This window comes from Humibacter ginsengisoli (assembly GCF_054780095.1).
Genome location: NZ_BAAGWZ010000006.1, coordinates 194,161 through 216,939, shown reverse-complemented (window position 1 = coordinate 216,939; position 22,779 = coordinate 194,161). Strand labels below are relative to the sequence as shown.

Genomic DNA, 22,779 nt, shown 5'->3' with positions numbered 1-22,779 from the left:
GACCGATTCTAGGGGGCGGACTTGGCGCATCCTGGGCGGCGCCTTGGTGAATGGCGGATGCCCGTGAGCGGCGATGATCGCTACTCACGGGCATCCGTCGCCGGGTGGTGTCGCACCCGGGGGTCCCCCGGTTGGCGCTCGGCCCCGAAAGAGGCCGCGCACGCTCTGGATGGCGTCCCGGCGAAGGACACCGGCCGAATGATGTGCCGTTCTACACGTCGCGCTGCTTGGTCTGGATGGCGCCGACCGCGACCGTGACCGCGACCCACGCCAGCAGGACGAGCCCGCCTTGCCACGCGTCCAGCGAGACCACTCCGCTCGCGACGACCGTGTGAGCATTCGGCGGCACGTATGTGTAGAGGTGCTGCCCCGCCTCGGAGGGCAGGAACGACGCCACGTTGTCCACCCAGGTCGCCTGCGTGAGCCGTGCCAGCAGTGTGGCCACCACCGGCAGAACCAGCAGAAAGCCCAGGATCGTCGCTATGCCGCCTGCCGAGCTCCGCAGAATCGATCCGAGGGCGAAGGCGAGCATCGCGATGAGGGTGAGGTACGCCGCACCGCCGAGGAGTGGAAGCAGAACGCTCGACGAGAACAGATCGGGGTGCAGTCCGCGCCCTTCGAAGATCAGGGTGCCCACGATCGCCGAGATGCCGACCGAGATGACGCCCACGACGAACACCACGACGGCGAGCACGATGAACTTCGCGAAGTAGGCGCCGAGCCGTCGCGGGTCGGCCGTGTAGGTCGAGCGAATCATGCCCGTTGCGTATTCCCCGCTGATCACGAGTACGCCGAGTACCGCGACCGCCAGCTGCGTGAATGACAGTCCGATGGTGGCAGCGGAGACCACGTAGCCGTTCGCCACATCCGTCGGCAGGGCGGAGACGTTCTCCAGGTGGTAGAGCCCGGCGGATGCCGCCGCCACGCCGACCGCGAGCACGATGACGATGCCGAGGCACCACACCGTGGAGCGCAGACTGCGCAGCTTGATCCACTCCGACCGGAGCAGCCCGGCGAAGGAGAGCCGGATGCCGTCCAGCGGACTCGCCGTCGGTGTCGGCCGGTTCAGGGTGCTGGTTGCCGTGCTCATCGTGCCACCTCCGAGTGGTATTCGACCTCGTCTTGAGTGAGTTCGAGGTAGGCCTCCTCCAGTGAGGCGTCGACCGGCGTCAATTCGTGCAGCGCGACTCCGTGCGCCGCGGCGGCATCGCCGATCTGTGCCGCATCCAGTCCCACGACCTCGAGCGCACCGTCGTCGAACGAGGTGACGGTCACGTCCGGTCCGGCCAGCGCGGCGGTGAGCGAGCGCACGTCGGGTGTGCGCACGCGCACCACTCGCCGTGTGGCGCCGGCGATCACCTCGGCGATCGGGGCATCCGCGAGCACACGCCCTCGGCCGAGCACGATCAAGTGGTCGGCGGTCTGAGCCATCTCGCTCATCAGGTGCGAGGAGATGAAGACAGTGCGTCCCTCAGAGGCGAGGTGCCGCGAGAATTCGCGCACCCAGCGCACCCCCTCGGGGTCGAGGCCGTTGACCGGCTCGTCGAGGATGAGCGTGTGCGGGTCGCCGAGGAGCGCCGCGGCGATGCCGAGGCGCTGTCCCATGCCGAGCGAGAACCCGCCCACGCGCTTGCCTGCCACCGACTCGAGGCCGGTGAGGTGGATCACCTCGTGCACCCGCTTCTTCGGGATGCCGTGGGTCGCCGCGAGCGCGAGCAGGTGGTTGAAGGCGGTGCGGCCGGTGTGCACCGCCTTGGCTTCCAGAAGCGCACCGACCTCGTGCAGAGGCGACGGATGCTGTGCGTACGGCTTGCCGGAGACGAGCGCGCTGCCCGCGGTCGGCTTGTCCAACCCCATGATCATGCGCATGGTGGTGGACTTGCCGGCACCGTTGGGGCCGAGGAACCCGGTGACGATGCCGGGACGCACCGTGAAGCTGACGTGGTCGACCGCCAGCTTGGGGCCATACCTCTTGGTGAGGCCATCGATTTCGATCATGACCTCGACGCTACGGAGACCGCGGGTCCGCGTCGTCAACCCACAGGATGATCGGGGTGCATCCCACGGTCGAGATGCACCCCGATCAGCGACTAATGCGCATCGCGCTCCTGTGCTCGCAGCGCCCGCTCCACCGACGCCAGGTTCTCCGACACGAGGCGACGCAGCGCGGCCGGCTCCTGGTTCGCTTCCAGCCAGTCGCGCGTGGCGTCCGCGAGCCGCTGATCGGCCAGCGGGAACGGGTACATGCCCTCGACGAGGTACTCCGCGATCTTGTAGGTGCGGGATGCCCACACCGACTGCAGTGCGTCGAAGTACTTCGTGACGTAGGGCTCGAGCAGTGCGGTGTCGTGCGCGCGCTGGAAGCCGACCCCGGTCATCCGCACGATCGTGTTCGGCAGGTCGTCGGAGTCGAAGACGCTCGCCCACGCAGCCGCCTTGCCCTCGGGGGTGGGAATCGCCGCGCGCGCCTGCGCGGCCGCCTGCGCGCCGGTCGCGGTGTTGTCGGCCGCGAGAGCGGCGTCGATCTCGGCGGAGCCGGCTTGTCCGCCGGCGACCAGCGAGGTGAGAAGCTCCCAGGAGAGATCCGTGTCGACGGTGAGGCCGACCAGCACGATGGATCCATCGCGCAGTCCGGAGACCTTCGCCAACTGCTCCGGCGTGGAGGCGAGCACGGCGAAGAACTTCACGAACTGGAACTGCGCGTCGCTTCCGGCCTGTGCCGACGAGGCGAGCTCCCAGAGGGTGTCCGCCGCCTGTCGGGCAGAGGACTCACGACGATGCGGCGCAACGTACGAGTGCACGGTCAGCACGAGCTGGTTCAGTGTCGTTCGGAGCGTCGTCGACTCGGTCTCGGTGCCGATGTTGCCCAGCACGAGGCGCACGTAATCGCTCGCCGGCGTCTCGGCGTCGCGCGTGGCATCCCACACCGAGCCCCACACCAGCGATCGCGCCAGCGGCGACTCGATCTCGGAGAGGTGCTCGATCGCAAACGTCAGGGACTGCTCGTCGAGGCGGATCTTCGCGTATGCGAGGTCGTCGTCGTTGATCAGAACGAGATCGGGACGCTTCTTGCCGACCAGCTCGGGCACCTCGGTGCGCTCGCCGTCGATGTCCAGCTCCAACCGTCCGTCCCGCACGAGCTTGTTGCCGCGCAGGTTGTACAGCCCGATCGCGAGGCGATGCGGACGCAGCGTCGGGTAGTCCGGATGCGCGGACTGCAGCACGGCGAACCCGGTGACGTTGCCGTCGGCATCCGTCTCGATCTCGGGCCGCAGTGTGTTCACTCCTGCGGTCTCCAGCCACAGCTTCGACCACGATGTCAGGTCACGGCCGCTGGTGGCCTCGAGTTCCACCAGCAGGTCGCGGAGCTCGGTGTTGGAGTGCGCGTGCTTCTTGAAGTAGTTCGAGACGCCGGCAAGGAAGTCGTCCTGACCCACCCACGCCACGAGCTGCTTGAGAACCGACGCCCCCTTTGCGTACGTGATGCCGTCGAAGTTGACCTGCACGTCTTCGAGATCGTTGATGGTGGCGACGATCGGATGCGTCGACGGCAGCTGGTCCTGCCGGTACGCCCAGCTCTTCTCCATGGCCGCGAACGTGGTCCAGGCCTCGCGCCACTCGGTCGCTTCGGCGGTCGCCAGCGTCGAGGCGTACTCCGCGAACGACTCGTTGAGCCAGAGGTCGTTCCACCACTTCATCGTCACGAGGTCGCCGAACCACATGTGCGCCAGCTCGTGCAGGATTGTGACGACGCGGCGCTCCCTGATGGCGTCCGTCACCTTGGAGCGGAACACGTACGTCTCGGTGAACGTGATCGCGCCGGCGTTCTCCATGGCGCCGGCGTTGAACTCCGGCACGAACAGCTGGTCGTACTTCGCGAACGGGTACGGCACGTCGAACCGCTCCTCGTAGAACGCGAAGCCCTCCCGGGTCTTGTCGAAGATGTAGTCGGCATCCATGTACTCCGCCAGCGATGCGCGCGCGTAGACGCCCAGCGGAATGGTGCGTCCGTCGCGGCTGGTGAGCTCCGAGTGCCAGCTCGAATAGGGCCCCGCGATGAGCGCGGTGATGTACGAGGAGATCCTCGGCGTCGGCTCGAAGACGGTGGTCTTCACGTCGCCGTTCTGCTCGACGGATGCCACCGGCGAGTTGCTGACGACGGCCCACTTCTCGGGCGTGGTCACCGTGAAGGTGAACACGGCCTTGAGATCGGGCTGCTCGAACACCGCGAACATACGGCGGGAATCGGGCACCTCGAACTGCGAGTAGAGGTAGACCTCGCCATCGACCGGGTCGACGAAGCGGTGCAGGCCCTCGCCGGTGTTCGTGTACCGAGGGTGCGATACGACGGTCAGCTCGTTCTCGGCCTTGAGATCGTTCAGCTGGATGCGCACTCCGTCGTTGGCGCTCGCCACATCGAGCGCCTCTCCGTTGAGCACGATCGAGTCGACGGATGCCGTTATCGCATCGATGAAGGTCGACGCCCCCTCCTTGGCGGCGAACTTCACCGTCGTCGTGCTGAGGAAGGTCTCGTCGCCCGTGGTGAGGTCGAGCGTGACGTCATAGCTCTGGGTATCGACGATGGCGCGGCGCTCGGCCGCCTCGATGCGCGTGAGGTTCTCTCCTGGCATGGTTCTCCTTCTTCTCCTGGCGAAAGGTGTCCGACGCAAGCTCGGGCTCCGGGCGCATCGTGTGCGCGGCCCGACTGTCAAGCCTATTCGGCGGTGCGGCCCGCCCACGAGAGCGGAACTGCGACGGCCGGCACGGCTCCGGGGCACGGCCGCTTAGATGGTGGTCATGACCGATGTTGACTTCTGGTTCGATCCGTCATGCCCGTGGGCCTGGATGACCTCACGCTGGGTCGACGAGGTCGCCCCGCACCGCGATCTGAACGTGACGTGGCACATCATGAGCCTGTACGTGCTCAACGAGGACAAGGACGTCTCCGAGTCCTACCGCGCGAAGCTGCCCCGCACCCTGCGCTATGCCCGGCTCGTCACAGCTGTGGGGGAGTTGCGCGGGCAGGAGGCGGTGAAGCCGCTCTACGACGCGCTGGGCACGCGCATCCATCCGGAGCATCGCAAAGACGCCGAAGCCATCATCGCCGAAGCGCTCTCCGAGGTCGGGCTGCCTGCCGAGTACGCCGAGTACGCCGACTCTGACGAGTACGACGTGCAGCTGCGGGCCAGCCACGCCGACGGGATCGACCGCGTCGGACAGGATGTCGGCACCCCGGTGATCGCAGTGAACGGCACAGCGTTCTTCGGACCGGTCATCTCACCGACTCCGCGCGGCCACCAGGCGCTGACGCTGTGGGACGGCGTGGTGGCGGCCGCGTCCTACGACGGCTTCTTCGAGCTCAAGCGCAGCCGCACCCGTGACCCGATCTTCGACTGACCTCCCGTTCCTTCGAGGGTGCGGGTTCTTCTCCTCGAGGGCGCGGGTTTCACCTTGGCCGGCGTCCCTAGACTGGTGCCCATGCGCATCCACATCGGCACCGACCACGCCGGACTCGAGTTCTCGCAGACCCTGCAGCAGCACCTGAGGGATGCCGGGCACGAGGTCATCGACCACGGACCGCAGGAGTTCGACCCCCTAGACGACTACCCGGCCTTCTGCATCAATGCGGCCAAGGGCGTCATCGCCGACCAGCAATCGGGCGTGCAGGCGCTCGGTGTCGTGTTCGGGGGTTCGGGCAATGGTGAGCAGATCGCCGCGAACAAGGTGCTGGGCATCCGGGCCGCGCTGGTCTGGAACGAGAGCACGGCGCTTCTGGCACGCCAGCACAACGATGCGAACGTGATCGCGATCGGCGCGAGGCAGCACACGGTCGACGAGGCGATCTCGTACATCGACACCTTCATCGCAGAGCCGTTCTCGTTCGAGGAGCGCCACGTGCGGCGTATCGCGCAGCTGGCCGAGTTCGAGGCGACCGGCGACATCGCCGGCAAGAACGTCGACAAGTAGCGCGGATGCCTGAAGGTCATTCCGTTCACCGGATCGCCCTGCAGTTCAAGCGCAACTTCGTCGGCAAACGGGTGGCGGTCAGTTCGCCGCAGGGCAGGTTCAGCGCAGATGCCGCCCTCATCGACGGGCAGACGATGGTGGATGCCCGTGCCATCGGCAAGCAGCTCTTCCTCGAGTTCGAGAACGGGCTCTGGCTGCGTGTGCACCTGGGCATCTACGGCGCATGGGACTTCGCCGGCGAGATCACGGTGGACGATACGATCCGGTCCGCGCGCGGACGCATGGGGCAGACGAATCAGCGGGGGACGGTGCCGACCGAAGCGGTGTCGGAGGCGGACGTTCCGGTGCTGGACTCGCGCGGTGAGGACTCGATCGCCAGCATGGGCGCACCCCGAAGGGCTCGGCTCCGGATGTCCGAGTCCGAGAAAGAGGACGACACCGCGTTCGCCTTCCCAGCCGAACCGGTCGGCGCTGTGCGGGCCCGGCTGCTCACCGACACCGCCGTGGCCGACCTGCGAGGGCCGACGGCGTGCCAGGTGCTCGACGAGGCCTCCGTCGCCAAGGTGGTCGCGGGGCTGGGCCCCGATCCTCTCGTGGACGACGGTCCGGAGGTCGAGGACCGGGTTGCGGAGACCATCACGTCGAAGCAGACGCCCGTCGGCCTGTTGCTGATGGACCAATCCGTGATGAGTGGCGTCGGCAACGTCTACCGGGCCGAGATGTTGTTCCGCGCCGGGCTGAACCCTCACACGCCGGGCAAGAAGGTTCCGAAGGACACCGCTCGAGCGCTTTGGCGGGATTGGGCGCACCTGCTCGACATCGGCGTGCGCACCGGCCAGATGATGACAATGGACGACCTCGGCCCCGAGGACTGGGCGAAGGCGATGGCGAGCCGGGAGGATCGCCACTGGGTGTACAAGCGGGAGGGGCTCCCGTGCCGGGTGTGCGGGACGAACATCGCGATGGAACTCATGGCCGCCCGCAAGCTCTACTGGTGCCCCGTCTGCCAGGCATAGCAAGAGGGCTGCGACCTTCCGGTCACGACCCTCTTCCCGTTCTGTCGTGTTAGCCGCGACTACTTCGCGATGTGGGCGAACAGAAGCCAGCGGTCCTTATCGAGTCCGCGTGCGATCTCGATCGCGACGTCCTGGCTGGTCTGGTCGAGCTCGTCGAGTTCGCGCACCGCTGTGTTCACGGCGTCGAGCGCGACGTCGATCTGACCGATGACCTCGGCGATCGACTTGTCCGACTGCACGAATCCGTCGCTGAGCGGAGATGCCTTCGTGTTCGCGGCGACCGTCGCGATGCGGGCGTCGATCGGGAGCCCCAGTGCGACGATGCGCTCGGCGGCGAGGTCCGCCCACTCCTGGGCGTCGGCAACGAGCGTGTCGAGCAGTTCGTGAACGCCGATGAAGTTCGACCCCCGCAGGTTCCAGTGCGCCTGCTTGCCGTTGACAACGAGCGCCTCGAGCTCGATGACCACCGGAGTCAGGAACTGTGCCGTGCCCGCAGCGACGTCGGGGTTGGTGGTGGCTTTCGGAGTGGTGTCGGTGTTGCTCATGGATGAATAGTCCCTTCGCTCGTTGTCTCGATCAACGCTACGCGGCCGCCCGCATTCCGCAAGGAAGCAGAGGCTGGGCTAAGTTCAGCCCTTCGCGGCGCCCAGTCCGTTCACGACGAGGAGGATGTTCCCGATCAGCGCCAGCGCACCGAGCACGAGAGCGAGCCATGCGACGATCCGCGTTCCGGTGTACATTCCGCTGCCGTAGCCGCGCACGCGAACCATCGACCAGATCGCCAGACCCATGCCGAACAGCGAGATCGGTTCGAGCAGCCACCACACCCATGCGGTCAACGAGAGCACGAGACCGATCACAGCGATCACGAAGGATCGCTGTTTGCGAACCTGCTCCTCTTCAGCGGTGCGCACCTTGCCCTTGGCAGGAGCATCGTCTGGCCAGACCGGAGCCTCGGCGCGCTCGCCGTACTCCGGTGTACCCGCGGCGGGGCCTTTTCCGGCGGCCCGCTGCGCGACCGCCGTGCGCTGCTGCGTGCCCTGCATCTTCTGCCTGTACGTCATCAACGTGACCCGCGCCTCGCCGAGCAGCTGCACCTCGGCCTTCTCCGCCTCGATATCGCCGGAGTGCGCGCCACCCGCCGCCTGCGCCTTGGCGGAGTAAGCGGCAAGGATGTCGGATGCCGAGGCATCCTTCGCGACGTCGAGAAGGGCGGCTGCTTCGTCTGGTGTCATGTTCGGGCCTTTTCGTGGGCGGAAGGGGCGGCGGAGCCGTGGACATTCTCCCAAAGACCGTGGACCTTCGTTGACGCCCTCTCGACCGTGTCCGATTGGAGCGTCACGGTGTCGTCCTGCAGCAACGACGGCCGACGTCAGAACCAGTGGAGGGGATGACGGGAATCGAACCCGCACCATCAGTTTGGAAGACTGAGGCTCTGCCATTGAGCTACATCCCCGAGCGGTGGTGAACCGCGCTGTGCAAGTGTAGTGCATGCCGGCTGAGGGGTGCGGAACCGGCCGGAGCGGGCATCCTTCTTTCTTCGGTAGACTGTGCGAGGTCATTTCGGCTTGCTGAACGCCCTGGCGCGTGCCCGGCCGGTCACCTAGCGGGTCACCACGATCCGGGGCGTAGCTCAGCTTGGCTAGAGCGCCCGCTTTGGGAGCGGGAGGTCGCAGGTTCGAATCCTGTCGCCCCGACCACGTCGACTCTGACTGAACCACTTTCGAAAACAGGAGATCTCCCACGTGAAGACCACGGTCGAGAAGCTGAGCCCGACACGCGCGAAGCTCACCATCGCAGTGACCCCGGAAGAGCTGCAGCCCAGCATCAAGCATGCCTATGAGCACATCGCCGGGGAGGTGAGCATCCCCGGGTTCCGCAAGGGCAAGGTGCCGCCGCCCATCATCGATCAGCGCGTCGGCAAGGCTGCCGTTCTCGAGCACGCCGTCAACGAGGGGCTCGAGGGCTTCTACCGCAACGCGGTCGAAGAGAACGACGTCAAGCCGGTCGGCCGCCCCGAGGCCGACATCACGGAGTGGCCCAGCGACAAGGACTATTCGGGTGACCTCATCGTCGCCATCGAGGTCGACGTTCGCCCTGAGATCACGCTTCCGGAGTACGACGGCCTCGAGCTGACCGTCGACGCGGCGGAGGTCACCGACGAGGACGTCGAGGCCGAACTCGAGCGCCTGCGCAGCCGCTTCGGCACGCTGGTCACGGTGGACCGCCCTGCGAAGAAGGGCGACTTCGCCCAGCTCGACCTGGTCGCCACGATCGGGGACGAGCAGGTCGACACCGCCAGCAACGTCTCGTACGAGGTAGGTTCCGGCGAGCTCGTCGAGGGCATCGACGAGGCGCTCGACGCGCTGTCTGCCGGCGAGACCACGACATTCACCTCCAAGCTGCTCGGCGGCGATCACGAGGGCGAAGACGCTGAGATCACCGTCACGCTGAACGCCGTCAAGGAGCGTGAGCTCCCGGATGCCGACGACGACTTCGCGCAGATCTCCAGCGAGTTCGACACCATCGACGAGCTCCGCGAGAGCCTCCGCGGCGAAGCCGCTCGCAGCAAGACGTTCGATCAGGGCAACGCGGCGCGCAACCTGCTGGTCGACCGGCTGCTCGAGCTCACCGAGATCCCGGTCCCGGAGGGCCTGGTGGAAGACGAGGTGCACCGCCACCTCGAGTCCGAGAACCGGCTCGAAGACGACGAGCACCGTGCCGAGGTGAAGGAGGCCAGCGAGAAGGCCTTCCGCACGCAGGTGCTGCTCGACGAGATCGCGCAGAAGGAGAACATCCAGGTCAGCCAGGACGAGCTGAGCAACTACCTCGTTCAGGCCGCCGCGCAGTACGGCATGGACCCGAACGAGTTCGTGCAGCTGCTCGGCGAGAACGGCCAGCTTCCGCAGATGTTCGGTGAGGTCGCTCGCAACAAGACGATCGCCGTACTCCTCGGCCGCGCCGTCGTGAAGGACTCCAACGGCCAGCAGGTTGACCTCTCCGAGTTCGCCGCGGTGAACGAGCCGGCCGACGCGGCTGAGGCATCCGACGAACCTGAGGCATCCGACAACGCCGAGGCGACCGACGAGGCAGCGCCGGAAGCCGAGGAGAAGTAAGAAGGACAAGTCCGGCAAGCCGATAGGGTCTTGCGAGGGGGTGGGTGCGTTGCATCCGCCCCCTTCTTCTTGTACGTCCCCTTTTCAGCGCGGAGGATGCCATGACCGACTGGGACCAGCAGTTCGATGCCGTGTGGGCCGACGAAGAACTGAGCGACATCGAACGCATCGAGCGCATCGATCGGCTGGCCGCGGTCTGGGGCGACAACGCCGTCGCCCTCTTCCACAGGGCAGGAGCGCGGGACTCCGCCGGACAGGAGGAAGAGGCCGAGCCGCTCTACCGGCGCGCGCTGCAGTTGGGCCTGGACGACGATCACAGGGTGCGCGCCGTCATCCAACTCGCCAGCACCCTGCGCAACCTGGGACGAGTGCACGAAGCGGTGTGGATGCTCGGCGACGAGCACGCGAATCACTCCACGTCGCCCTACCGGGACGCCGTCGCCGCGTTCTACGCGCTCGCTCTCGTGAGCAGCGGCGAAGCCGAGCGTGCAGCATCGATCGCGCTCGGCGCACTCGCACCACACCTTCCGCTGTACACGAAGTCCGTCACGGCGTACGCGAGAGAGATCGCCATCTGACGCTTCGCTTGCCGTCGGCTCTGCCGACGGCAAGCTGCGCTTGCGGCGAGCCCTGCTTGTCTCGTTCGCCATCGGCTCTGCCGACGGCGAACAGGGCCGTGACCGCGCGACCGCTTCGATAGATTCGAGAGCACGTACGAAAAAGGGAGCACGTTCATGGCCGAACCGACACTGCAACCCAGTGTTTTTGACCGACTGCTGAAGGACCGCATCATCTGGCTCGGCTCGGAGGTGCGCGATGACAATGCCAACGAGATCGCGGCGAAGCTGCTGCTCCTGGCTGCCGAGGACCCGAAGCGCGACATCTACCTGTACATCAACTCGCCCGGTGGTTCGATCACCGCTGGCATGGCCATCTACGACACCATGCAGTTCGTTCCCAACGACATCGTGACCGTCGGCATCGGCATGGCCGCATCGATGGGTCAGTTGCTGCTCACCGCCGGCACGAAGGGCAAGCGGTACATCACGCCGAACGCACGGGTGCTGCTGCACCAGCCGCACGGCGGATTCGGCGGAACGGCCAGCGACATCCAGACACAGGCGCAGCTCATCCTCGACATGAAGAAGCGCCTCGCCGAGATCACCGCGGCGCAGACCGGCAAGACAGTCGAGCAGATCAACGCGGACGGCGACCGCGACCGCTGGTTCACCGCCCAGGAGGCGCTCGACTACGGCTTCGTCGACCACATCCGCGAGTCGGCGACCGACGTGGTCGGCGGCGGCGGAACCCAGGAGTAGGCGCAGAACGCCACGAGACGAAGGACACCACACGTAATGGAAACCCCGAACTTCTCCGGTCTGGCCGGCGGCTCGCGCATCGCCATGCCGAGTTCCCGCTACATCCTGCCCAGCTTCGAGGAGCGCACCGCCTACGGCTACAAGCGGCAGGACCCGTACGCGAAGCTCTTCGAGGACCGCATCATCTTCCTCGGCGTGCAGGTCGATGACGCGTCGGCCGACGACATCATGGCGCAGCTCTTGGTACTGGAAAGCCAGGACCCGGACCGCGACATCGTGATGTACATCAACTCGCCCGGCGGTTCGTTCACGGCCATGACGGCGATCTACGACACGATGCAGTACATCCGCCCGCAGATCCAGACCGTCGTGCTCGGCCAGGCCGCCTCGGCCGCCGCCGTGCTCACTGCCGCGGGCACGCCCGGCAAGCGCCTCGCGCTGCCGAACGCACGCATCCTGATCCACCAGCCCGCCGTCGGCGAGGCGGGGCAGGGGCAGGCATCCGACATCGAGATCCAGGCGAACGAGATCATGCGTATGCGCACCTGGCTCGAGGAGACGCTCGCCCAGCACACCGGCAAGGATGTCGCACAGGTGAACAAGGACATCGATCGCGACAAGATCCTTTCAGCCGAGGAGGCCCGTGAGTATGGGCTGATCGACCAGGTGCTGAGCAGCCGCAAGAGCCTGCCGGCTCTCACGGCGAAGTAGGTCGCAAGACACAAGAAGGCGGCGGAGGAAACGACCAGTCCTCCGCCGCTTTTCGCACCCGGGCACGAGATTGCCACACCCGACAGATGCCTACCGGTCATTGTCTGCACCACAGGTTAGGCTCGTACGAAGCAGCCCAATCGGGAGGTTCCATGGCTCGCATCGGAGAAAGCGCCGACCTGCTCAAGTGCTCGTTCTGCGGAAAGAGCCAGAAGCAGGTCCAGCAGCTCATCGCGGGCCCTGGCGTGTACATCTGCGACGAGTGCGTCGAGCTGTGCAACGAGATCATCGAAGAGCGCATGGCGGAGTCCGGTGAGGAGAACACCGGGCAGTTCGACCTTCCCAAGCCGAAGGAGATCTTCGCCTTCCTCGAGGAATACGTCATCGGCCAGGATGCGGCGAAGAAGGCGCTTTCGGTCGCGGTCTACAACCATTACAAGCGGGTCCGGGCGCGGACGACGCTCGGGCCGGCCGAGTCCGTGGGTGACGACATCGAGATCTCGAAGTCGAACATCCTGCTCATCGGCCCGACCGGATGCGGCAAGACCTACCTCGCGCAGACGCTCGCGAAGCGGCTCAACGTGCCGTTCGCGTTCGCCGACGCAACAGCGCTGACCGAGGCGGGCTACGTCGGGGAGGATGTCGAGAACATCCTGCTCAAGCTCATCCAGGCCGCGGACTACGACGTCAAACGCGCCGAGACCGGGATCATCTACATCGACGAGGTCGACAAGATCGCTCGCAAGGCCGAGAATCCGTCGATCACACGCGATGTGTCGGGGGAGGGCGTGCAGCAGGCCCTGCTGAAGATCCTGGAGGGCACCGTCGCATCGGTTCCTCCGCAGGGTGGGCGCAAGCATCCGCACCAGGAGTTCATCCAGATCGACACGACGAACGTGCTGTTCATCGTCGCCGGCGCCTTCGCAGGATTGGAAGACATCATCTCCTCCCGTGCGGGCAAGAAGGGCATCGGGTTCGGTGCGCCACTGCACAGCAAGGGCGACGACGTCAACCTCTTCAGCGAGGTGCTGCCGGAAGACCTGCACAAGTTCGGGCTCATTCCGGAATTCATCGGCCGGCTGCCCGTCGTGACGACGGTGACGCAGCTCGACCGCGAGGCGCTCATTCAAATTCTGACCGTGCCGAAGAACGCGCTCGTCAAGCAGTACCAGCGCATGTTCGAGCTCGACGGCGTGGAGCTCGAGTTCGACTCTGCGGCGCTCGACGCCATCGCCGACCTCGCCGTGCTGCGCCAGACCGGAGCTCGCGGACTGCGGGCGATCATGGAGGAGGTGCTCGGACCGATCATGTTCGAGGTGCCCTCCAGCGACGAGGTAGCCCGCGTCGTGGTGACTCGCGAGGCCGTGCTCGACAACGCGGCGCCGACCATCGTTCCGCATCGTCGAACGCGGCGCGAAGAGAAGTCCGCCTGAGTCCGTAGCAGTCGAGGCCGCTCGCGCGTAGCATCGCAACCGTCACGATGACGTAACGGGGGCTCCGATGGACACCAAGATGACGGCCGAAATGATGCAGAACATGTCGATGGATGCGATCGGCATGCCTGCTATGGACACGATGACCATGCAGGAGTGCATGGAGGCGTGTTCGGCGTGCGAGCAGGCGTGCACGATGTGCGCCGACAACGCCATGGCAGATGGCATGATCAAGTGCGCGTCGATGTGCATGGACTGCGCGGATGTCTGCAACACGATGATGCGTATGATGATGCGTCCGAGCGGGTTCGACATGGCCGCGATGCAGTCGATGCTGCAGGCGTGCATGGCGATGTGCTCGGCGTGCTCCGACGAGTGCGGAAATCACTCCGAGATGAGCGAGACGTGCCGCATGTGCGCCATGGCGTGCGATGCCTGCATGAAGGCATGCCAGGCCATGCTCGACATGATGCGTCAGGCCGAAGCGGTCTGAACTCAGGCCGCGCTCTCGGCGAGCACGTTGAAGCGCCGTGCGCCTGCGGAAAGCACGTTGTAAACGGGGTGCAGCGCGACGGGATCGCCCGCGGCCACCACGTCCGCGAGGTCGCCGTGGTTCCAGAGCGAGACCGGGCAGCCGTCCAGCGTCGCGGCCTCGACCCAGCCGTCGTTACGGACGAGGACCACGAGCAGGTCCTGCCACTGAGAGGGCGTGGCGGCCGCGAGGCGCAGCTGCACCGCGTGCAGTCCGTGACCTGGTCGGTTGTCCGCGCACATGCCGCCCTGCTCCCACGCGCACGAGGCGGCGGTGTGCTGGTCGGCTCGGACGGACATGACTTGGCTCCCTGCGTCGAGGAATCGCGGGTCTCGCGATTCGGTTCGTTCAGGGTACGCAGCAGGCGTGGACGAGCGCATCCGCAGTCGTCACACGACGACATACGGCCGCTTTGCGCCTGCTCCGATATGGTCGAGTCATGAGCAATGGACTCGGCCCGGGCTCGATGGGGCCGGTGACGATGAAGAGCGGCGGCGGTGCGATGCCGGGGTTGCCAACCGCTCCGGAACGAGTCGGCGGTCGGCTCCGCTGGTTCTGTATCGGCCTGACGACGGGGATCATCGGCACCCTCGTCACGGTCGTCACCGTCCTCTCGTTGACACGCTGACGGTCCCGCACCGGCTCGGCGAATTCAGCCCGCCGCGTCGAGACCGCGACGGCGCAGCAGCGGCTCGATAACGGCATCCCGGCCCCGGAAGTCGCGGTACGCCTCCAGCGGATCCTTCGAACCGCCTACACCGAGCAGGCGGCGGCGGAACCGCTCGCCTGCTTCACGGGAGAGCCCGCCGTTCTCCTTGAACCACTCGACGGTGTCCGCGTCGAGCACCTCGCTCCAGATGTAGGAGTAGTAGCCGGCGTCATAGCCGCCCGAGAACGTGTGAGCGAAGTACGTGCTCGCGTACCGCGGCGGCACGGCGGGATCGTGGAGTCCGGCCTCCCTCAGGGCGGCCGCCTCGAACTCCTCGACGGACTCCACTCTCGCGCCGGCGTCGATGCGGTGCCAGGCCTGGTCGAGCATCGCCGCAGCAAGGTACTCGCTGGTGGCGAAGCCCTGGTTGAACGCCTCTGAGGCGCGGATGCGCTCCACGAGCTCTGCAGGCATCCGCTCGCCGGTCTCGTAGTGGCGTGCGTAGTTGTCGAGCACGTCGGGCCACAGCAGCCACATCTCGTTGACCTGGCTGGGGAACTCAACGAAGTCGCGGAACACGTTCGTGCCGGCGAACTTCGGATACTTCGTCACGGCGAACAGCCCGTGCAGCGCGTGCCCGAACTCGTGGAACAGCGTGCCCACCTCGTCATACGTCAGGAGCGTCGGCTCGCCATCGGCTGGCTTCGGAACGTTGAGATTGTTGACCACGATGGTCGATCCGCCGAGCAGGTGCGTGCGTTCGCCCAGCTCGTTCATCCACGCGCCGCCGCGCTTGGAGTCTCTGGTGTAGAGGTCGTTGATGTAGAGGCCGATCGCCGTGCCGTCTTCGTCGAAGACCTCGAACACACGGGCATCCGGGTGATACGCGGTCAGATCCGTGCGTTCCTCGAAACGAATGCCGTACAGCCGGTTCGCGGCGAAGAACACGCCGTCGCGCAGCACCCGCTCCGCCTCGAAGTACGGGCGCATCGCGGCGGTGTCCACGTCGTACTTCGCCGCGCGCACCTTCTCGGAGTAGTACGCCCAGTCCCACGGCTCGATGTCGAAACCGGCGGATGCACGCAGGTCCTTCTTCTCCGCGGCGGCATTCCGGGCTGCGGCCGGGGCGAGGCGGCCCAGCATGCCAGCCACGGCATCCGGAGTGCGCGCCGTCTGCGAAGCGGTGACGTAGGCTGCGTGGTTCGCGAACCCGAGGAGGCGGGCACGTTCGGCGCGCAACGAAGTGATGCGCAGAACGAGGTCGCGTGTGTCGTGGTCGCCGCCGTGAATGCCCCGGGAGCGGGATGCCCGCATCACCCGCTCGCGCACACCACGGTCGGTCAGCCGCGCCAGGTACGGGTGGCCGGTGGGCAGCACCAGGGTGATCAGGTACCCGTCGAGCTCGCGCTCATGCGCGGCCTGCTCAGCCGCGGAGAGCTCCGCAGGGGAGAGACCATCGAGCTGCGCCGCATCGTCCACGTGCACAGCGAGGTCGTTCGTGTCTGCGAGAAGGTTCTTCTCGAACCGGGTCGAGAGCGTGGAAAGCTCAGCGTTCAGTTGCTTGAGACGTTCCTTGTCGGCATCCGCGAGTCCGGCGCCGGCCAGCGTGAACTCCTCGTGGTAGCGCTCGACGAGATAGCGGGACTCCGCGTCCAGGCCCAGTTCGTTCAGGCGGGCGTGCACGGCACTGATGCGTTCGTAGAGTGCGGGATCGAGCCGGATCGCGTCTTCGTGTGCGGCGAGGTCGGGTGCGAGTTTCTCCTCGATGGCGCTGATCTCGTCGCTCGAGTCGGCCGAGCTCTTGTTGAAGAACACCTCGGAGACATGGCGCAAGAGACGGCCGGAGCGTTCCAGGGGTACGAACGTGTTCTCGAAGGTGGGCTCCGCGGGGTCGGCCGCTATCGCGGCCACCTCTGCACGGTGGTCGGCCATGGCCTGCTCGAACGCGGGGAGGTAGTGCTCGTCGCGGATCTCGGCGAACGGGGGAAGGCCGTGCGGAAGCGTGCTGTCGCTGATGAGCGGGTTCGTCATGTGCCCAGCCTAGGGCCGCAACTCGGCATCCAAAGAAGTGGTTGCAAAGGGCACTATGCAAAGGAATCCTTGCAAAGGATACTTTGCACGCGTAGTCTCGTGGCATGAACGACGAAGAGTCGGCCGAGGCGACTTCGGCAGCTGAGGGGGGAGAAACCTCCGAGCAGCCGCTGCGTCGCACCGATCGGCACATCGACCTCGCAGCGCTGAAGGTGATGGCCCACCCGTTGCGGGTGCGCATCCTGGACGAGCTGTCCAAATTCGGACCGCTGACAGCCAGTGGCCTGGGAGAACGTCTCGGAGAGTCGAGCGGCGCCACCAGCTATCACCTGAGGCAGCTTGCCAAGCATGATTTCGTTCGCGAGGTGGAGGGCAAGGGCAGCGCAAGAGAGCGCTGGTGGCGCCGCGCGCCGGTCGGGCTCTCGATGGATCCGACGGAGCTCGGCGACACCGCTGCCGGACGCGAGGCGTACGACCTCGTCAACAGGGAGTTCCGCAGGAACCAGGAGAACGCGCTGAACGACTTCATGGCGCGGGCGGCCGACACGTTCTCTGAGACGTGGCTGAAGGCCAGTACGATCTCGACGTCCAACCTGCGGATGACGGCCGAGGAGCTCGCCGAGCTCTCCGCGAAGGTCTATGACGTGCTCGACGAGGCGATCGTCGCCTTCCGCGAGCGAGAGGTGCCGGCAGGGGCGCGGCCGGTGCAGGTGCAGTTCAATGCGTTCCCGATCATCGGGGGAGTGGAGCAGGGATCATGAGCACGATCGGAGCGGTTCCCGATCGCGGATTCGGGCGCGGGCGTGCAGCGATCAGGATCGGCAGGGCGTTGGTCTCCTGGGGCGAGCGGCGTGAGCGACTCGAGGCGGAGCGGCAGGCGCTCTACCGTCGTCAGGCGGAGGTCGAAGAGCAAGCCGCGGTGCGCACGGCCGCTCTGCGGGGGCAGCTGCTGCCCTGAGTTGCGACCGCGCCGTGGGCGGACCTCGTCGAACCAACGGGCGGTTTGACGAGGTCAACCGGCGATATCGCCGTCGTCTGGCTGGGAGACGGTAGCCGTGTCCTCTTCGGGGTGATAGCGGATGACCGTTCCATCATCCAGTTCCACAACGGGCTTGCCCTCGAGCCAGGTCAGCGTCCACCGCCAGGTCGAGGCGTCGACGTCGAGCGCCTCGAGCTCATCCTCCACGGCCCGCACGGCGGAGACGACGACGGAGGGAAGGCGATCCGGCGCGGTGCCGCCAACGGGCCAGCGGGTGCCGAGTTGCACGGTCAGGACTCCTGAGGACGCAGACGGTAGACGACCTCTTCGGAGGCATCGGCGATCTCGTCGTAGAAGCCACGGACATCCGAGTCCTCCGGCTTCGCCAGCCACTGCACGACGCGAATGCCGGACGCGGCGCCGAGGGAAGCGACGGCTTCGATGAGCGTGCGCCCGTAACCCTGCTCTCTGTGCTCCTCGAGCACGAAGAGGTCGTCGATGTGCAGTGCGTGGCCGCCCTCCAGGGGACGCGGCACGTCGTGGAAGTGCACGAGGCCGACCAGGGCGCCTTCGTCGTCGACGGCGACCAGCCCGCGCTCGCTGTGCGCGGCATCCGTCAGCCAGCTCCACACCAGGAGAGCGCCCTGGTCGGTGAGCTGGCGTCCGTAGAACGCAGCGTAATCCTCGTAAAGGGCGAGCCAGGAGAAGAAGTCTCCCTCTGCCGGTTCGCGGATCGTGATTCCCATTCAATCCCCCTCTGGGCACGCCCTTCGCGGTACGCGCGAGACGTGTCTACAACCTATTGTCAGGCGGAACAGTGCGCCTAGAGGCAATTGAGGCGAGAGCCGAGCGAGTTCACTTGCTCGGTCGAGCCGATTGAGCCTCTGAGCGGCACTGCCGCGATAGACCATTTCTATGCGGCAGACTCGTCCGCGAGTTCCACGTCGACCGTCAGCTCGTCGCCCGGAACGAACTCGAGTTCGGCGATGCGGCCGACGGCACGGATGTCTGCAGCGGCCTGCTCGATGGCCCGCAGATCGTCGTCGGGCGCGGTGACGACGGCACGGGCGACCGGTGCCTTCTGCGACGCCTTCGCGGACGTCTTGGCTCCGCGGATGCCCGTCAGCACACCCGACGTCGCCTTCAGTACCAGCGGTGTCGACTCGCCCGCCGCTGCTCGCACCTCGTCGGCGGAGGGCCATTCCGTCCTGTGCACCGAGCCCGCCTGGAACCAGGACCAGGCCTCCTCCGTGGCGAACGGGATGACCGGGGCGAACAGCCGGAGCATGGTGGAGAGCGCGATCCGGAGGGCGGCCACCGCCGAGCCGGCGCCAGGGCCCTCGCTGTAAGCGCGTTCCTTGACCAGTTCCAGGTAGTCGTCGCAGAACGTCCAGAAGAACGATTCGCTCACCTCGAGCGCCCTTGCGTGGTCATAACCGTCGAGCGCTGTGGTCGCGTCGGCGACCACGTCGGCGAGCCAGGCGAGCATGCTGCGGTCCAACGGCTCCGTGACTGCACCGTCGCCCTCCGGGAAGCCAAGGATGAACTTGGCCGCGTTCAGCACCTTGATGGCCAAGCGCCGCCCGATCTTGATCTGCGTCGGATTCTGCGGGTCGAACGCGGAGTCGGTGCCGAGCTTGCTGGATGCGGCCCAATAGCGCACCGAATCGGAGCCGTGCTTCTCGAGGATGTCTGCGGGCGTCACGACGTTGCCCTTGGACTTCGACATCTTCTTGCGGTCGGGATCGACGATGAATCCGGAGAGAGCAGCGTGCCTCCACGGCGCGACGCCCTCCTCGAGCTGAGCACGCAGGAGGGTGGAGAACAGCCAGGTGCGGATGATGTCCTGACCCTGCGGACGGAGGTCGTAGGGGAACACGGACTCGAACAGCTCCGGGTCGCGTTCCCAGCCCCCCACGATCTGCGGAGTGAGCGATGACGTCGCCCAGGTGTCGAGGATGTCCACCTCGCCGACGAATCCGCCCGGCACGCCACGCTGCGCCTCCTCGAACCCGGGGGCGGTGTCGATCGTGGGATCGACCGGCAGCTGCTCCCGAGCAGGCAGGATCGGGTGGTCGAAGTCTGTCTCGCCATCCGCGTCTACCGGGTACCACACGGGGATCGGCACGCCGAAGAACCGCTGTCGCGACACGAGCCAGTCGCCGGAGAGCCCGCCGATCCAGTTCTCGTAGCGCACGCGCATGAAGTCGGGGTGCCAGTCGATCTCGCGGCCGAGCTCGATGAGCCGGTCGGAGAGCTTCCCGTCGCGCGCGCCGTTGGTGAGGTACCACTGGCGGGTCGAGACGATCTCGAGCGGCCGGTCGCCCTTCTCGTAGAACTTGACCGGATGTGTGATCGGTTTCGGATCCTCCAGGAGATCGCCGGATGCCTTCAGCAGCTCGACCATTGCCTGCTTGGCCGAGAACACGGTCTTGCCCGCCAACTGGGCGTAGGCGTCCTTCGCCTCCTGCGTGGCGATCGCCTCGGGCGGGTCGGCGAGCACGCGGCCGTCGAAGCCGATGATCGGGCGAGTGGGCAGGTCGAGTTCGCGCCACCACGTCACATCCGTGATGTCGCCGAACGTGCAGACCATCGCGATGCCCGTTCCCTTGTCGGGCTCTGCGAGGTGGTGTGCGAGCACCGGTACCTCCACGCCGAACACCGGCGTGCGTACGGTCTTGCCGAAGAGCGGCTTGTAGCGCTCGTCACTCGGATGCGCGACAAGGGCCACGCACGCCGCTATGAGTTCGGGACGCGTCGTGGCGATGACGACAGGGCCGGCCTCGCCGTGGAACGAGATCGTGTGGAACGCGCCCGGTTGGTCGCGATCCTCGAGCTCCGCCTGCGCGACAGCGCTGCGGAACGTCACATCCCACAGTGTGGGAGCCATCGCCTGGTAGGCCTCGCCGCGCTCGACGTTGCGCAGGAACGCGAGCTGCGAGACGAACATCGACTCATCACCGATCGTGCGGTACGTCTGGTTCCAGTCCACGGAGAGACCGAGCTTGCGCCATACCGCTTCGAAATGCTTCTCGTCTTCCACCGTGAGCTTTGCGCACAGCTCGATGAAGTTGCGGCGCGAAATGGGCTTCTGGTCGGCCGCTCGCGAGCTCTTGTTGTCGCCGCCCTCGTAAGGGGGCACGAAGTCGGGATCGTATGGCAGCGACGGATCGCACCGCACGCCGTAGTAGTTCTGCACCCGGCGCTCGGTGGGCAGCCCGTTGTCGTCCCAGCCCATCGGGTAGAACACCTGCTTGCCCCGCATGCGGTGGTAGCGAGCGGCGATGTCCGTGTGCGTGTAGCTGAAGACGTGCCCGATGTGCAGGGAGCCAGAGGCGGTGGGTGGCGGCGTGTCGATGGAGTAGATCGCCGACCGCCCGGCGGCCAGGGCGGCGTCCCGGTCGAAGTGGTAGGTGCGCTGAGCGCGCCACCGTTCGTCCCACACCTGCTCGAGACCCTCGAGCGCCGGCTTGTCGGGGATCCTGCCGAAAGCGGTCGTGGCGGATGCGTCGTGGTTCGCGGCGTCGGTCATGGCGGATCTTTCGTGGTCAGTATGTGCGGCACCGCGTCAACTGGTGCCTGAGTGTGGGATTCCCGCCATTCTACCGTGGGCCCGGTAGCCGGTCGCGAAGCGGGCTACTCGGTCGCCGGCACCGCCTCTGCTGCCTGCTCGGACTCGAGCACGTCTTCGGCATCTGCGAGTCCTTCCCGGCGGCGGCGTGCAATGGACGCTGCGGCCAGTGCCGTCGCCAGCGTGATCGCTGACAGTATGCCGAGCACGATGCCAGGGTGCCACCACGCGTTGTGCGTGGCGGCGCCGAGCGCCTCGGTCAGGATGGGGATCAGCCCGGATAGGGCCGCCGCCACGGCGTACGCGATCGACAGCGCGCTGTAACGGATGGACTGGCCGAAGATGTCGGCCATCAGTCCGCCGAGCCCCGCCCAGCTCAGCGTAGGGAAGATGCCGCCGACGATCATCGTGCCGACGAGGATCGGGAATGTCGCGAACTGAAGCAGGAAGTACATCGGGAACGCGATGAGCAGTGTCGTGAGTGCACCGATCCACACCACTCGGGCCGAGCCGATTCGGGTGGCCAGAACGCCGAACAGCGGGATCGTTACAAGCTGCAGCAGGCTGCCGATCGTCGTGGCGATGAACAACTGGGTGTAGTCGAAGTGCAGCGTCGCGACGCCGTAGCTCATGGTGTAGGTGTTCATCAGCGAGTACGAGCCGATGCCGAGCAGCGCGGCGCCGATCGCGACCACCAGGGCGACGGGCTGGAGGCGGAAGACGTCGAGCACGGGCATCCGTGTGCGCCGTTTCTCCTGCACCAGGTGCGAGAAGACCGGCGTCTCATCGATGGACAGCCTCAGATACAGCGAGACCGCCAGCAGCGGAAGGGCGAGCAGGAAGGGGATGCGCCAGCCCCAGGCGGCCAGTGTTTCGGCTGACATGTTGAAGCTCAGTACCAGGAACAGCACAGCCGTGACGATGGTGCCGATCGGCGAGCCGAGCTGGGGGAGCGCGGCATAGAACCCGCGGCGCCGCTGAGTCGAGTGCTCGACACCGACCAGTATCGAGCCGCCCCACTCGCCGCCGAGCGAGATGCCCTGGATGATCCGCAGCACCACGAGCAGGATCGGCGCGGCGATTCCGATGGTGGCGTAGCCGGGGAGCACACCGATCAGCGCGGTCGAGACGCCCATGATGCCGATCGTCCAGATCAGCGTCGCGCGGCGACCGAGGCGGTCTCCGAGGTGGCCGAAGACGATCGCGCCGATGGGACGGACGAAGTACGAGGTCGCGAGGGTGAGGAAGGCGAGGAGAGTGCCCGCGACCTTGTTCTCGGCCGGGAAGAACACTGCCGCACTGAACAGAGCGCTGAAGTAGCTGAAGACGTAGAAGTCGTACGACTCGAGCGAGGTGCCGACGAGGGACGCGAGGGTCACCCGCCAGGCGTTGCGGTCGGCGTTGCGTGCGGCGATGGCTGTGGAATCGGTCACGGGCTTCAAGTGTGGTGCCTGC

At 66.4% G+C, this 22,779-nt stretch carries 23 protein-coding genes and 2 tRNA genes; 13 read left to right on the top strand and 12 right to left on the bottom strand.

All coding sequences use genetic code 11. The annotated features are described in order from the left end of the window. Nucleotides 1-211: 211 nt before the first annotated feature. The 3 genes from ACYVI5_RS09350 to pepN form a co-directional block, all read right to left on the bottom strand. On the bottom strand, nucleotides 212-1,090 hold the full coding sequence (locus ACYVI5_RS09350; protein WP_460579950.1) for an ABC transporter permease: 879 nt from the start codon (nucleotides 1,088-1,090) through the stop codon (nucleotides 212-214). Further along, nucleotides 1,087-1,998 carry an ABC transporter ATP-binding protein gene (locus tag ACYVI5_RS09345; protein WP_460579949.1) on the bottom strand — a complete coding sequence of 304 codons (912 nt, stop codon included), beginning with the start codon at nucleotides 1,996-1,998 and terminating at the stop codon, nucleotides 1,087-1,089. Before ACYVI5_RS09345 ends, ACYVI5_RS09350 begins: the two co-directional genes overlap by 4 nt. A gap of 92 nt (nucleotides 1,999-2,090) precedes the next feature. Further along, nucleotides 2,091-4,631 carry a M1 family aminopeptidase gene (gene pepN, locus ACYVI5_RS09340; protein ID WP_460579948.1) on the bottom strand — a complete coding sequence of 847 codons (2,541 nt, stop codon included), beginning with the start codon at nucleotides 4,629-4,631 and terminating at the stop codon, nucleotides 2,091-2,093. Between the two features lie 166 nt (nucleotides 4,632-4,797). Between pepN and ACYVI5_RS09335 the strand changes: the two genes are divergently transcribed. The 3 genes from ACYVI5_RS09335 to ACYVI5_RS09325 all read left to right on the top strand — a co-directional run bounded on the left by ACYVI5_RS09335 (nucleotide 4,798) and on the right by ACYVI5_RS09325 (nucleotide 6,983). Beyond that, nucleotides 4,798-5,397, top strand: a complete 600-nt coding sequence (locus tag ACYVI5_RS09335) for a mycothiol-dependent nitroreductase Rv2466c family protein (protein ID WP_460579947.1) — start codon at nucleotides 4,798-4,800, stop codon at nucleotides 5,395-5,397. Between the two features lie 81 nt (nucleotides 5,398-5,478). After that, the gene (locus ACYVI5_RS09330) at nucleotides 5,479-5,967 is read left to right on the top strand and encodes a ribose-5-phosphate isomerase (protein WP_460579946.1); all 489 of its coding nucleotides are present in this window, start codon (nucleotides 5,479-5,481) and stop codon (nucleotides 5,965-5,967) included. Between the two features lie 5 nt (nucleotides 5,968-5,972). Beyond that, nucleotides 5,973-6,983 carry an Fpg/Nei family DNA glycosylase gene (locus ACYVI5_RS09325; protein ID WP_460579945.1) on the top strand — a complete coding sequence of 337 codons (1,011 nt, stop codon included), beginning with the start codon at nucleotides 5,973-5,975 and terminating at the stop codon, nucleotides 6,981-6,983. A gap of 59 nt (nucleotides 6,984-7,042) precedes the next feature. On the opposite strand, the gene ACYVI5_RS09320 is transcribed toward ACYVI5_RS09325, so the two are convergent. From ACYVI5_RS09320 to ACYVI5_RS09310, 3 genes are all read right to left on the bottom strand, one after another. Next, nucleotides 7,043-7,528, bottom strand: a complete 486-nt coding sequence (locus ACYVI5_RS09320; RefSeq protein WP_460529825.1) for a Dps family protein — start codon at nucleotides 7,526-7,528, stop codon at nucleotides 7,043-7,045. A gap of 84 nt (nucleotides 7,529-7,612) precedes the next feature. Next, nucleotides 7,613-8,218 (bottom strand): hypothetical protein, encoded by a 606-nt coding sequence (locus ACYVI5_RS09315; protein ID WP_460579944.1) that lies wholly within the window; start codon nucleotides 8,216-8,218, stop codon nucleotides 7,613-7,615. A gap of 147 nt (nucleotides 8,219-8,365) precedes the next feature. Beyond that, nucleotides 8,366-8,439, bottom strand: a tRNA-Gly gene (locus ACYVI5_RS09310). A 166-nt stretch (nucleotides 8,440-8,605) separates the two neighbouring features. Between ACYVI5_RS09310 and ACYVI5_RS09305 the strand changes: the two genes are divergently transcribed. The 7 genes from ACYVI5_RS09305 (at nucleotide 8,606) to ACYVI5_RS09275 (ending at nucleotide 14,055) form a co-directional block, all read left to right on the top strand. Then, a tRNA-Pro gene (locus tag ACYVI5_RS09305) sits at nucleotides 8,606-8,683 on the top strand. A gap of 45 nt (nucleotides 8,684-8,728) precedes the next feature. Continuing rightward, entirely contained in the window at nucleotides 8,729-10,099 is a 1,371-nt protein-coding gene (gene tig / locus ACYVI5_RS09300) for a trigger factor (RefSeq protein WP_460579943.1), read from the top strand. Nucleotides 10,100-10,200: 101 nt separating this feature from the next. Then, on the top strand, nucleotides 10,201-10,677 hold the full coding sequence (locus ACYVI5_RS09295; protein ID WP_460579942.1) for a tetratricopeptide repeat protein: 477 nt from the start codon (nucleotides 10,201-10,203) through the stop codon (nucleotides 10,675-10,677). 156 nt (nucleotides 10,678-10,833) lie between these two features. Continuing rightward, nucleotides 10,834-11,418 carry an ATP-dependent Clp protease proteolytic subunit gene (locus ACYVI5_RS09290; RefSeq protein WP_440294764.1) on the top strand — a complete coding sequence of 195 codons (585 nt, stop codon included), beginning with the start codon at nucleotides 10,834-10,836 and terminating at the stop codon, nucleotides 11,416-11,418. A 36-nt stretch (nucleotides 11,419-11,454) separates the two neighbouring features. Further along, nucleotides 11,455-12,129 carry an ATP-dependent Clp protease proteolytic subunit gene (locus ACYVI5_RS09285; RefSeq protein ID WP_460579941.1) on the top strand — a complete coding sequence of 225 codons (675 nt, stop codon included), beginning with the start codon at nucleotides 11,455-11,457 and terminating at the stop codon, nucleotides 12,127-12,129. A 152-nt stretch (nucleotides 12,130-12,281) separates the two neighbouring features. Then, the gene (gene clpX, locus ACYVI5_RS09280) at nucleotides 12,282-13,562 is read left to right on the top strand and encodes an ATP-dependent Clp protease ATP-binding subunit ClpX (RefSeq protein ID WP_460529810.1); all 1,281 of its coding nucleotides are present in this window, start codon (nucleotides 12,282-12,284) and stop codon (nucleotides 13,560-13,562) included. 67 nt (nucleotides 13,563-13,629) lie between these two features. Next, on the top strand, nucleotides 13,630-14,055 hold the full coding sequence (locus tag ACYVI5_RS09275) for a four-helix bundle copper-binding protein (protein WP_460579940.1): 426 nt from the start codon (nucleotides 13,630-13,632) through the stop codon (nucleotides 14,053-14,055). 2 nt (nucleotides 14,056-14,057) lie between these two features. Here the strand turns inward: ACYVI5_RS09275 and ACYVI5_RS09270 are convergent, their stop codons facing one another. Continuing rightward, nucleotides 14,058-14,393 carry a hypothetical protein gene (locus ACYVI5_RS09270; RefSeq protein ID WP_460579939.1) on the bottom strand — a complete coding sequence of 112 codons (336 nt, stop codon included), beginning with the start codon at nucleotides 14,391-14,393 and terminating at the stop codon, nucleotides 14,058-14,060. A 140-nt stretch (nucleotides 14,394-14,533) separates the two neighbouring features. Here ACYVI5_RS09270 and ACYVI5_RS09265 point away from each other — a divergent pair, with 140 nt between their 5' ends. Then, nucleotides 14,534-14,722, top strand: coding sequence for a hypothetical protein (locus ACYVI5_RS09265; protein WP_460579938.1), 189 nt, complete (start codon nucleotides 14,534-14,536; stop codon nucleotides 14,720-14,722). Nucleotides 14,723-14,746: 24 nt separating this feature from the next. Here the strand turns inward: ACYVI5_RS09265 and ACYVI5_RS09260 are convergent, their stop codons facing one another. After that, nucleotides 14,747-16,774, bottom strand: a complete 2,028-nt coding sequence (locus ACYVI5_RS09260) for a M3 family metallopeptidase (RefSeq protein WP_460579937.1) — start codon at nucleotides 16,772-16,774, stop codon at nucleotides 14,747-14,749. Nucleotides 16,775-16,878: 104 nt separating this feature from the next. On the opposite strand from ACYVI5_RS09260, the gene ACYVI5_RS09255 reads away from it, so the two are divergent. Further along, entirely contained in the window at nucleotides 16,879-17,535 is a 657-nt protein-coding gene (locus tag ACYVI5_RS09255; protein WP_460579936.1) for a helix-turn-helix domain-containing protein, read from the top strand. Further along, a complete protein-coding gene (locus ACYVI5_RS09250; protein ID WP_460579935.1) occupies nucleotides 17,532-17,732 on the top strand; it encodes a hypothetical protein in 201 nt (66 codons plus the stop codon). Before ACYVI5_RS09255 ends, ACYVI5_RS09250 begins: the two co-directional genes overlap by 4 nt. 54 nt (nucleotides 17,733-17,786) lie before the next feature. Here the strand turns inward: ACYVI5_RS09250 and ACYVI5_RS09245 are convergent, their stop codons facing one another. The 4 genes from ACYVI5_RS09245 to ACYVI5_RS09230 form a co-directional block, all read right to left on the bottom strand. Further along, complete coding sequence (locus ACYVI5_RS09245) at nucleotides 17,787-18,041, bottom strand: hypothetical protein (RefSeq protein ID WP_460529789.1); 255 nt, start codon at nucleotides 18,039-18,041, stop codon at nucleotides 17,787-17,789. Nucleotides 18,042-18,043: 2 nt separating this feature from the next. Continuing rightward, nucleotides 18,044-18,499: a GNAT family N-acetyltransferase gene (locus tag ACYVI5_RS09240; protein WP_460579934.1), complete on the bottom strand. Its 456-nt coding sequence runs from the start codon at nucleotides 18,497-18,499 to the stop codon at nucleotides 18,044-18,046. A gap of 167 nt (nucleotides 18,500-18,666) precedes the next feature. Then, complete coding sequence (valS, locus tag ACYVI5_RS09235) at nucleotides 18,667-21,285, bottom strand: valine--tRNA ligase (protein WP_460579933.1); 2,619 nt, start codon at nucleotides 21,283-21,285, stop codon at nucleotides 18,667-18,669. A 104-nt stretch (nucleotides 21,286-21,389) separates the two neighbouring features. After that, on the bottom strand, nucleotides 21,390-22,757 hold the full coding sequence (locus tag ACYVI5_RS09230) for an MFS transporter (RefSeq protein WP_460579932.1): 1,368 nt from the start codon (nucleotides 22,755-22,757) through the stop codon (nucleotides 21,390-21,392). Between the last annotated feature and the right edge of the window lie 22 nt (nucleotides 22,758-22,779).

Excerpts from the sequence above, each read along its gene's own strand:
- ACYVI5_RS09350 (WP_460579950.1), bottom strand. The coding sequence starts at position 1,090 with ATGAGCACGGCAACCAGCACCCTGAACCGGCCGACACCGACGGCGAGT.
- ACYVI5_RS09345 (WP_460579949.1), bottom strand. The coding sequence starts at position 1,998 with ATGATCGAAATCGATGGCCTCACCAAGAGGTATGGCCCCAAGCTGGCG.
- pepN (WP_460579948.1), bottom strand. The coding sequence starts at position 4,631 with ATGCCAGGAGAGAACCTCACGCGCATCGAGGCGGCCGAGCGCCGCGCC.
- ACYVI5_RS09335 (WP_460579947.1), top strand. The coding sequence starts at position 4,798 with ATGACCGATGTTGACTTCTGGTTCGATCCGTCATGCCCGTGGGCCTGG.
- ACYVI5_RS09330 (WP_460579946.1), top strand. The coding sequence starts at position 5,479 with ATGCGCATCCACATCGGCACCGACCACGCCGGACTCGAGTTCTCGCAG.
- ACYVI5_RS09325 (WP_460579945.1), top strand. The coding sequence starts at position 5,973 with ATGCCTGAAGGTCATTCCGTTCACCGGATCGCCCTGCAGTTCAAGCGC.
- ACYVI5_RS09320 (WP_460529825.1), bottom strand. The coding sequence starts at position 7,528 with ATGAGCAACACCGACACCACTCCGAAAGCCACCACCAACCCCGACGTC.
- ACYVI5_RS09315 (WP_460579944.1), bottom strand. The coding sequence starts at position 8,218 with ATGACACCAGACGAAGCAGCCGCCCTTCTCGACGTCGCGAAGGATGCC.
- ACYVI5_RS09295 (WP_460579942.1), top strand. The coding sequence starts at position 10,201 with ATGACCGACTGGGACCAGCAGTTCGATGCCGTGTGGGCCGACGAAGAA.
- ACYVI5_RS09290 (WP_440294764.1), top strand. The coding sequence starts at position 10,834 with ATGGCCGAACCGACACTGCAACCCAGTGTTTTTGACCGACTGCTGAAG.
- ACYVI5_RS09285 (WP_460579941.1), top strand. The coding sequence starts at position 11,455 with ATGGAAACCCCGAACTTCTCCGGTCTGGCCGGCGGCTCGCGCATCGCC.
- clpX (WP_460529810.1), top strand. The coding sequence starts at position 12,282 with ATGGCTCGCATCGGAGAAAGCGCCGACCTGCTCAAGTGCTCGTTCTGC.
- ACYVI5_RS09275 (WP_460579940.1), top strand. The coding sequence starts at position 13,630 with ATGGACACCAAGATGACGGCCGAAATGATGCAGAACATGTCGATGGAT.
- ACYVI5_RS09270 (WP_460579939.1), bottom strand. The coding sequence starts at position 14,393 with ATGTCCGTCCGAGCCGACCAGCACACCGCCGCCTCGTGCGCGTGGGAG.
- ACYVI5_RS09265 (WP_460579938.1), top strand. The coding sequence starts at position 14,534 with ATGAGCAATGGACTCGGCCCGGGCTCGATGGGGCCGGTGACGATGAAG.
- ACYVI5_RS09260 (WP_460579937.1), bottom strand. The coding sequence starts at position 16,774 with ATGACGAACCCGCTCATCAGCGACAGCACGCTTCCGCACGGCCTTCCC.
- ACYVI5_RS09255 (WP_460579936.1), top strand. The coding sequence starts at position 16,879 with ATGAACGACGAAGAGTCGGCCGAGGCGACTTCGGCAGCTGAGGGGGGA.
- ACYVI5_RS09250 (WP_460579935.1), top strand. The coding sequence starts at position 17,532 with ATGAGCACGATCGGAGCGGTTCCCGATCGCGGATTCGGGCGCGGGCGT.
- ACYVI5_RS09240 (WP_460579934.1), bottom strand. The coding sequence starts at position 18,499 with ATGGGAATCACGATCCGCGAACCGGCAGAGGGAGACTTCTTCTCCTGG.
- valS (WP_460579933.1), bottom strand. The coding sequence starts at position 21,285 with ATGACCGACGCCGCGAACCACGACGCATCCGCCACGACCGCTTTCGGC.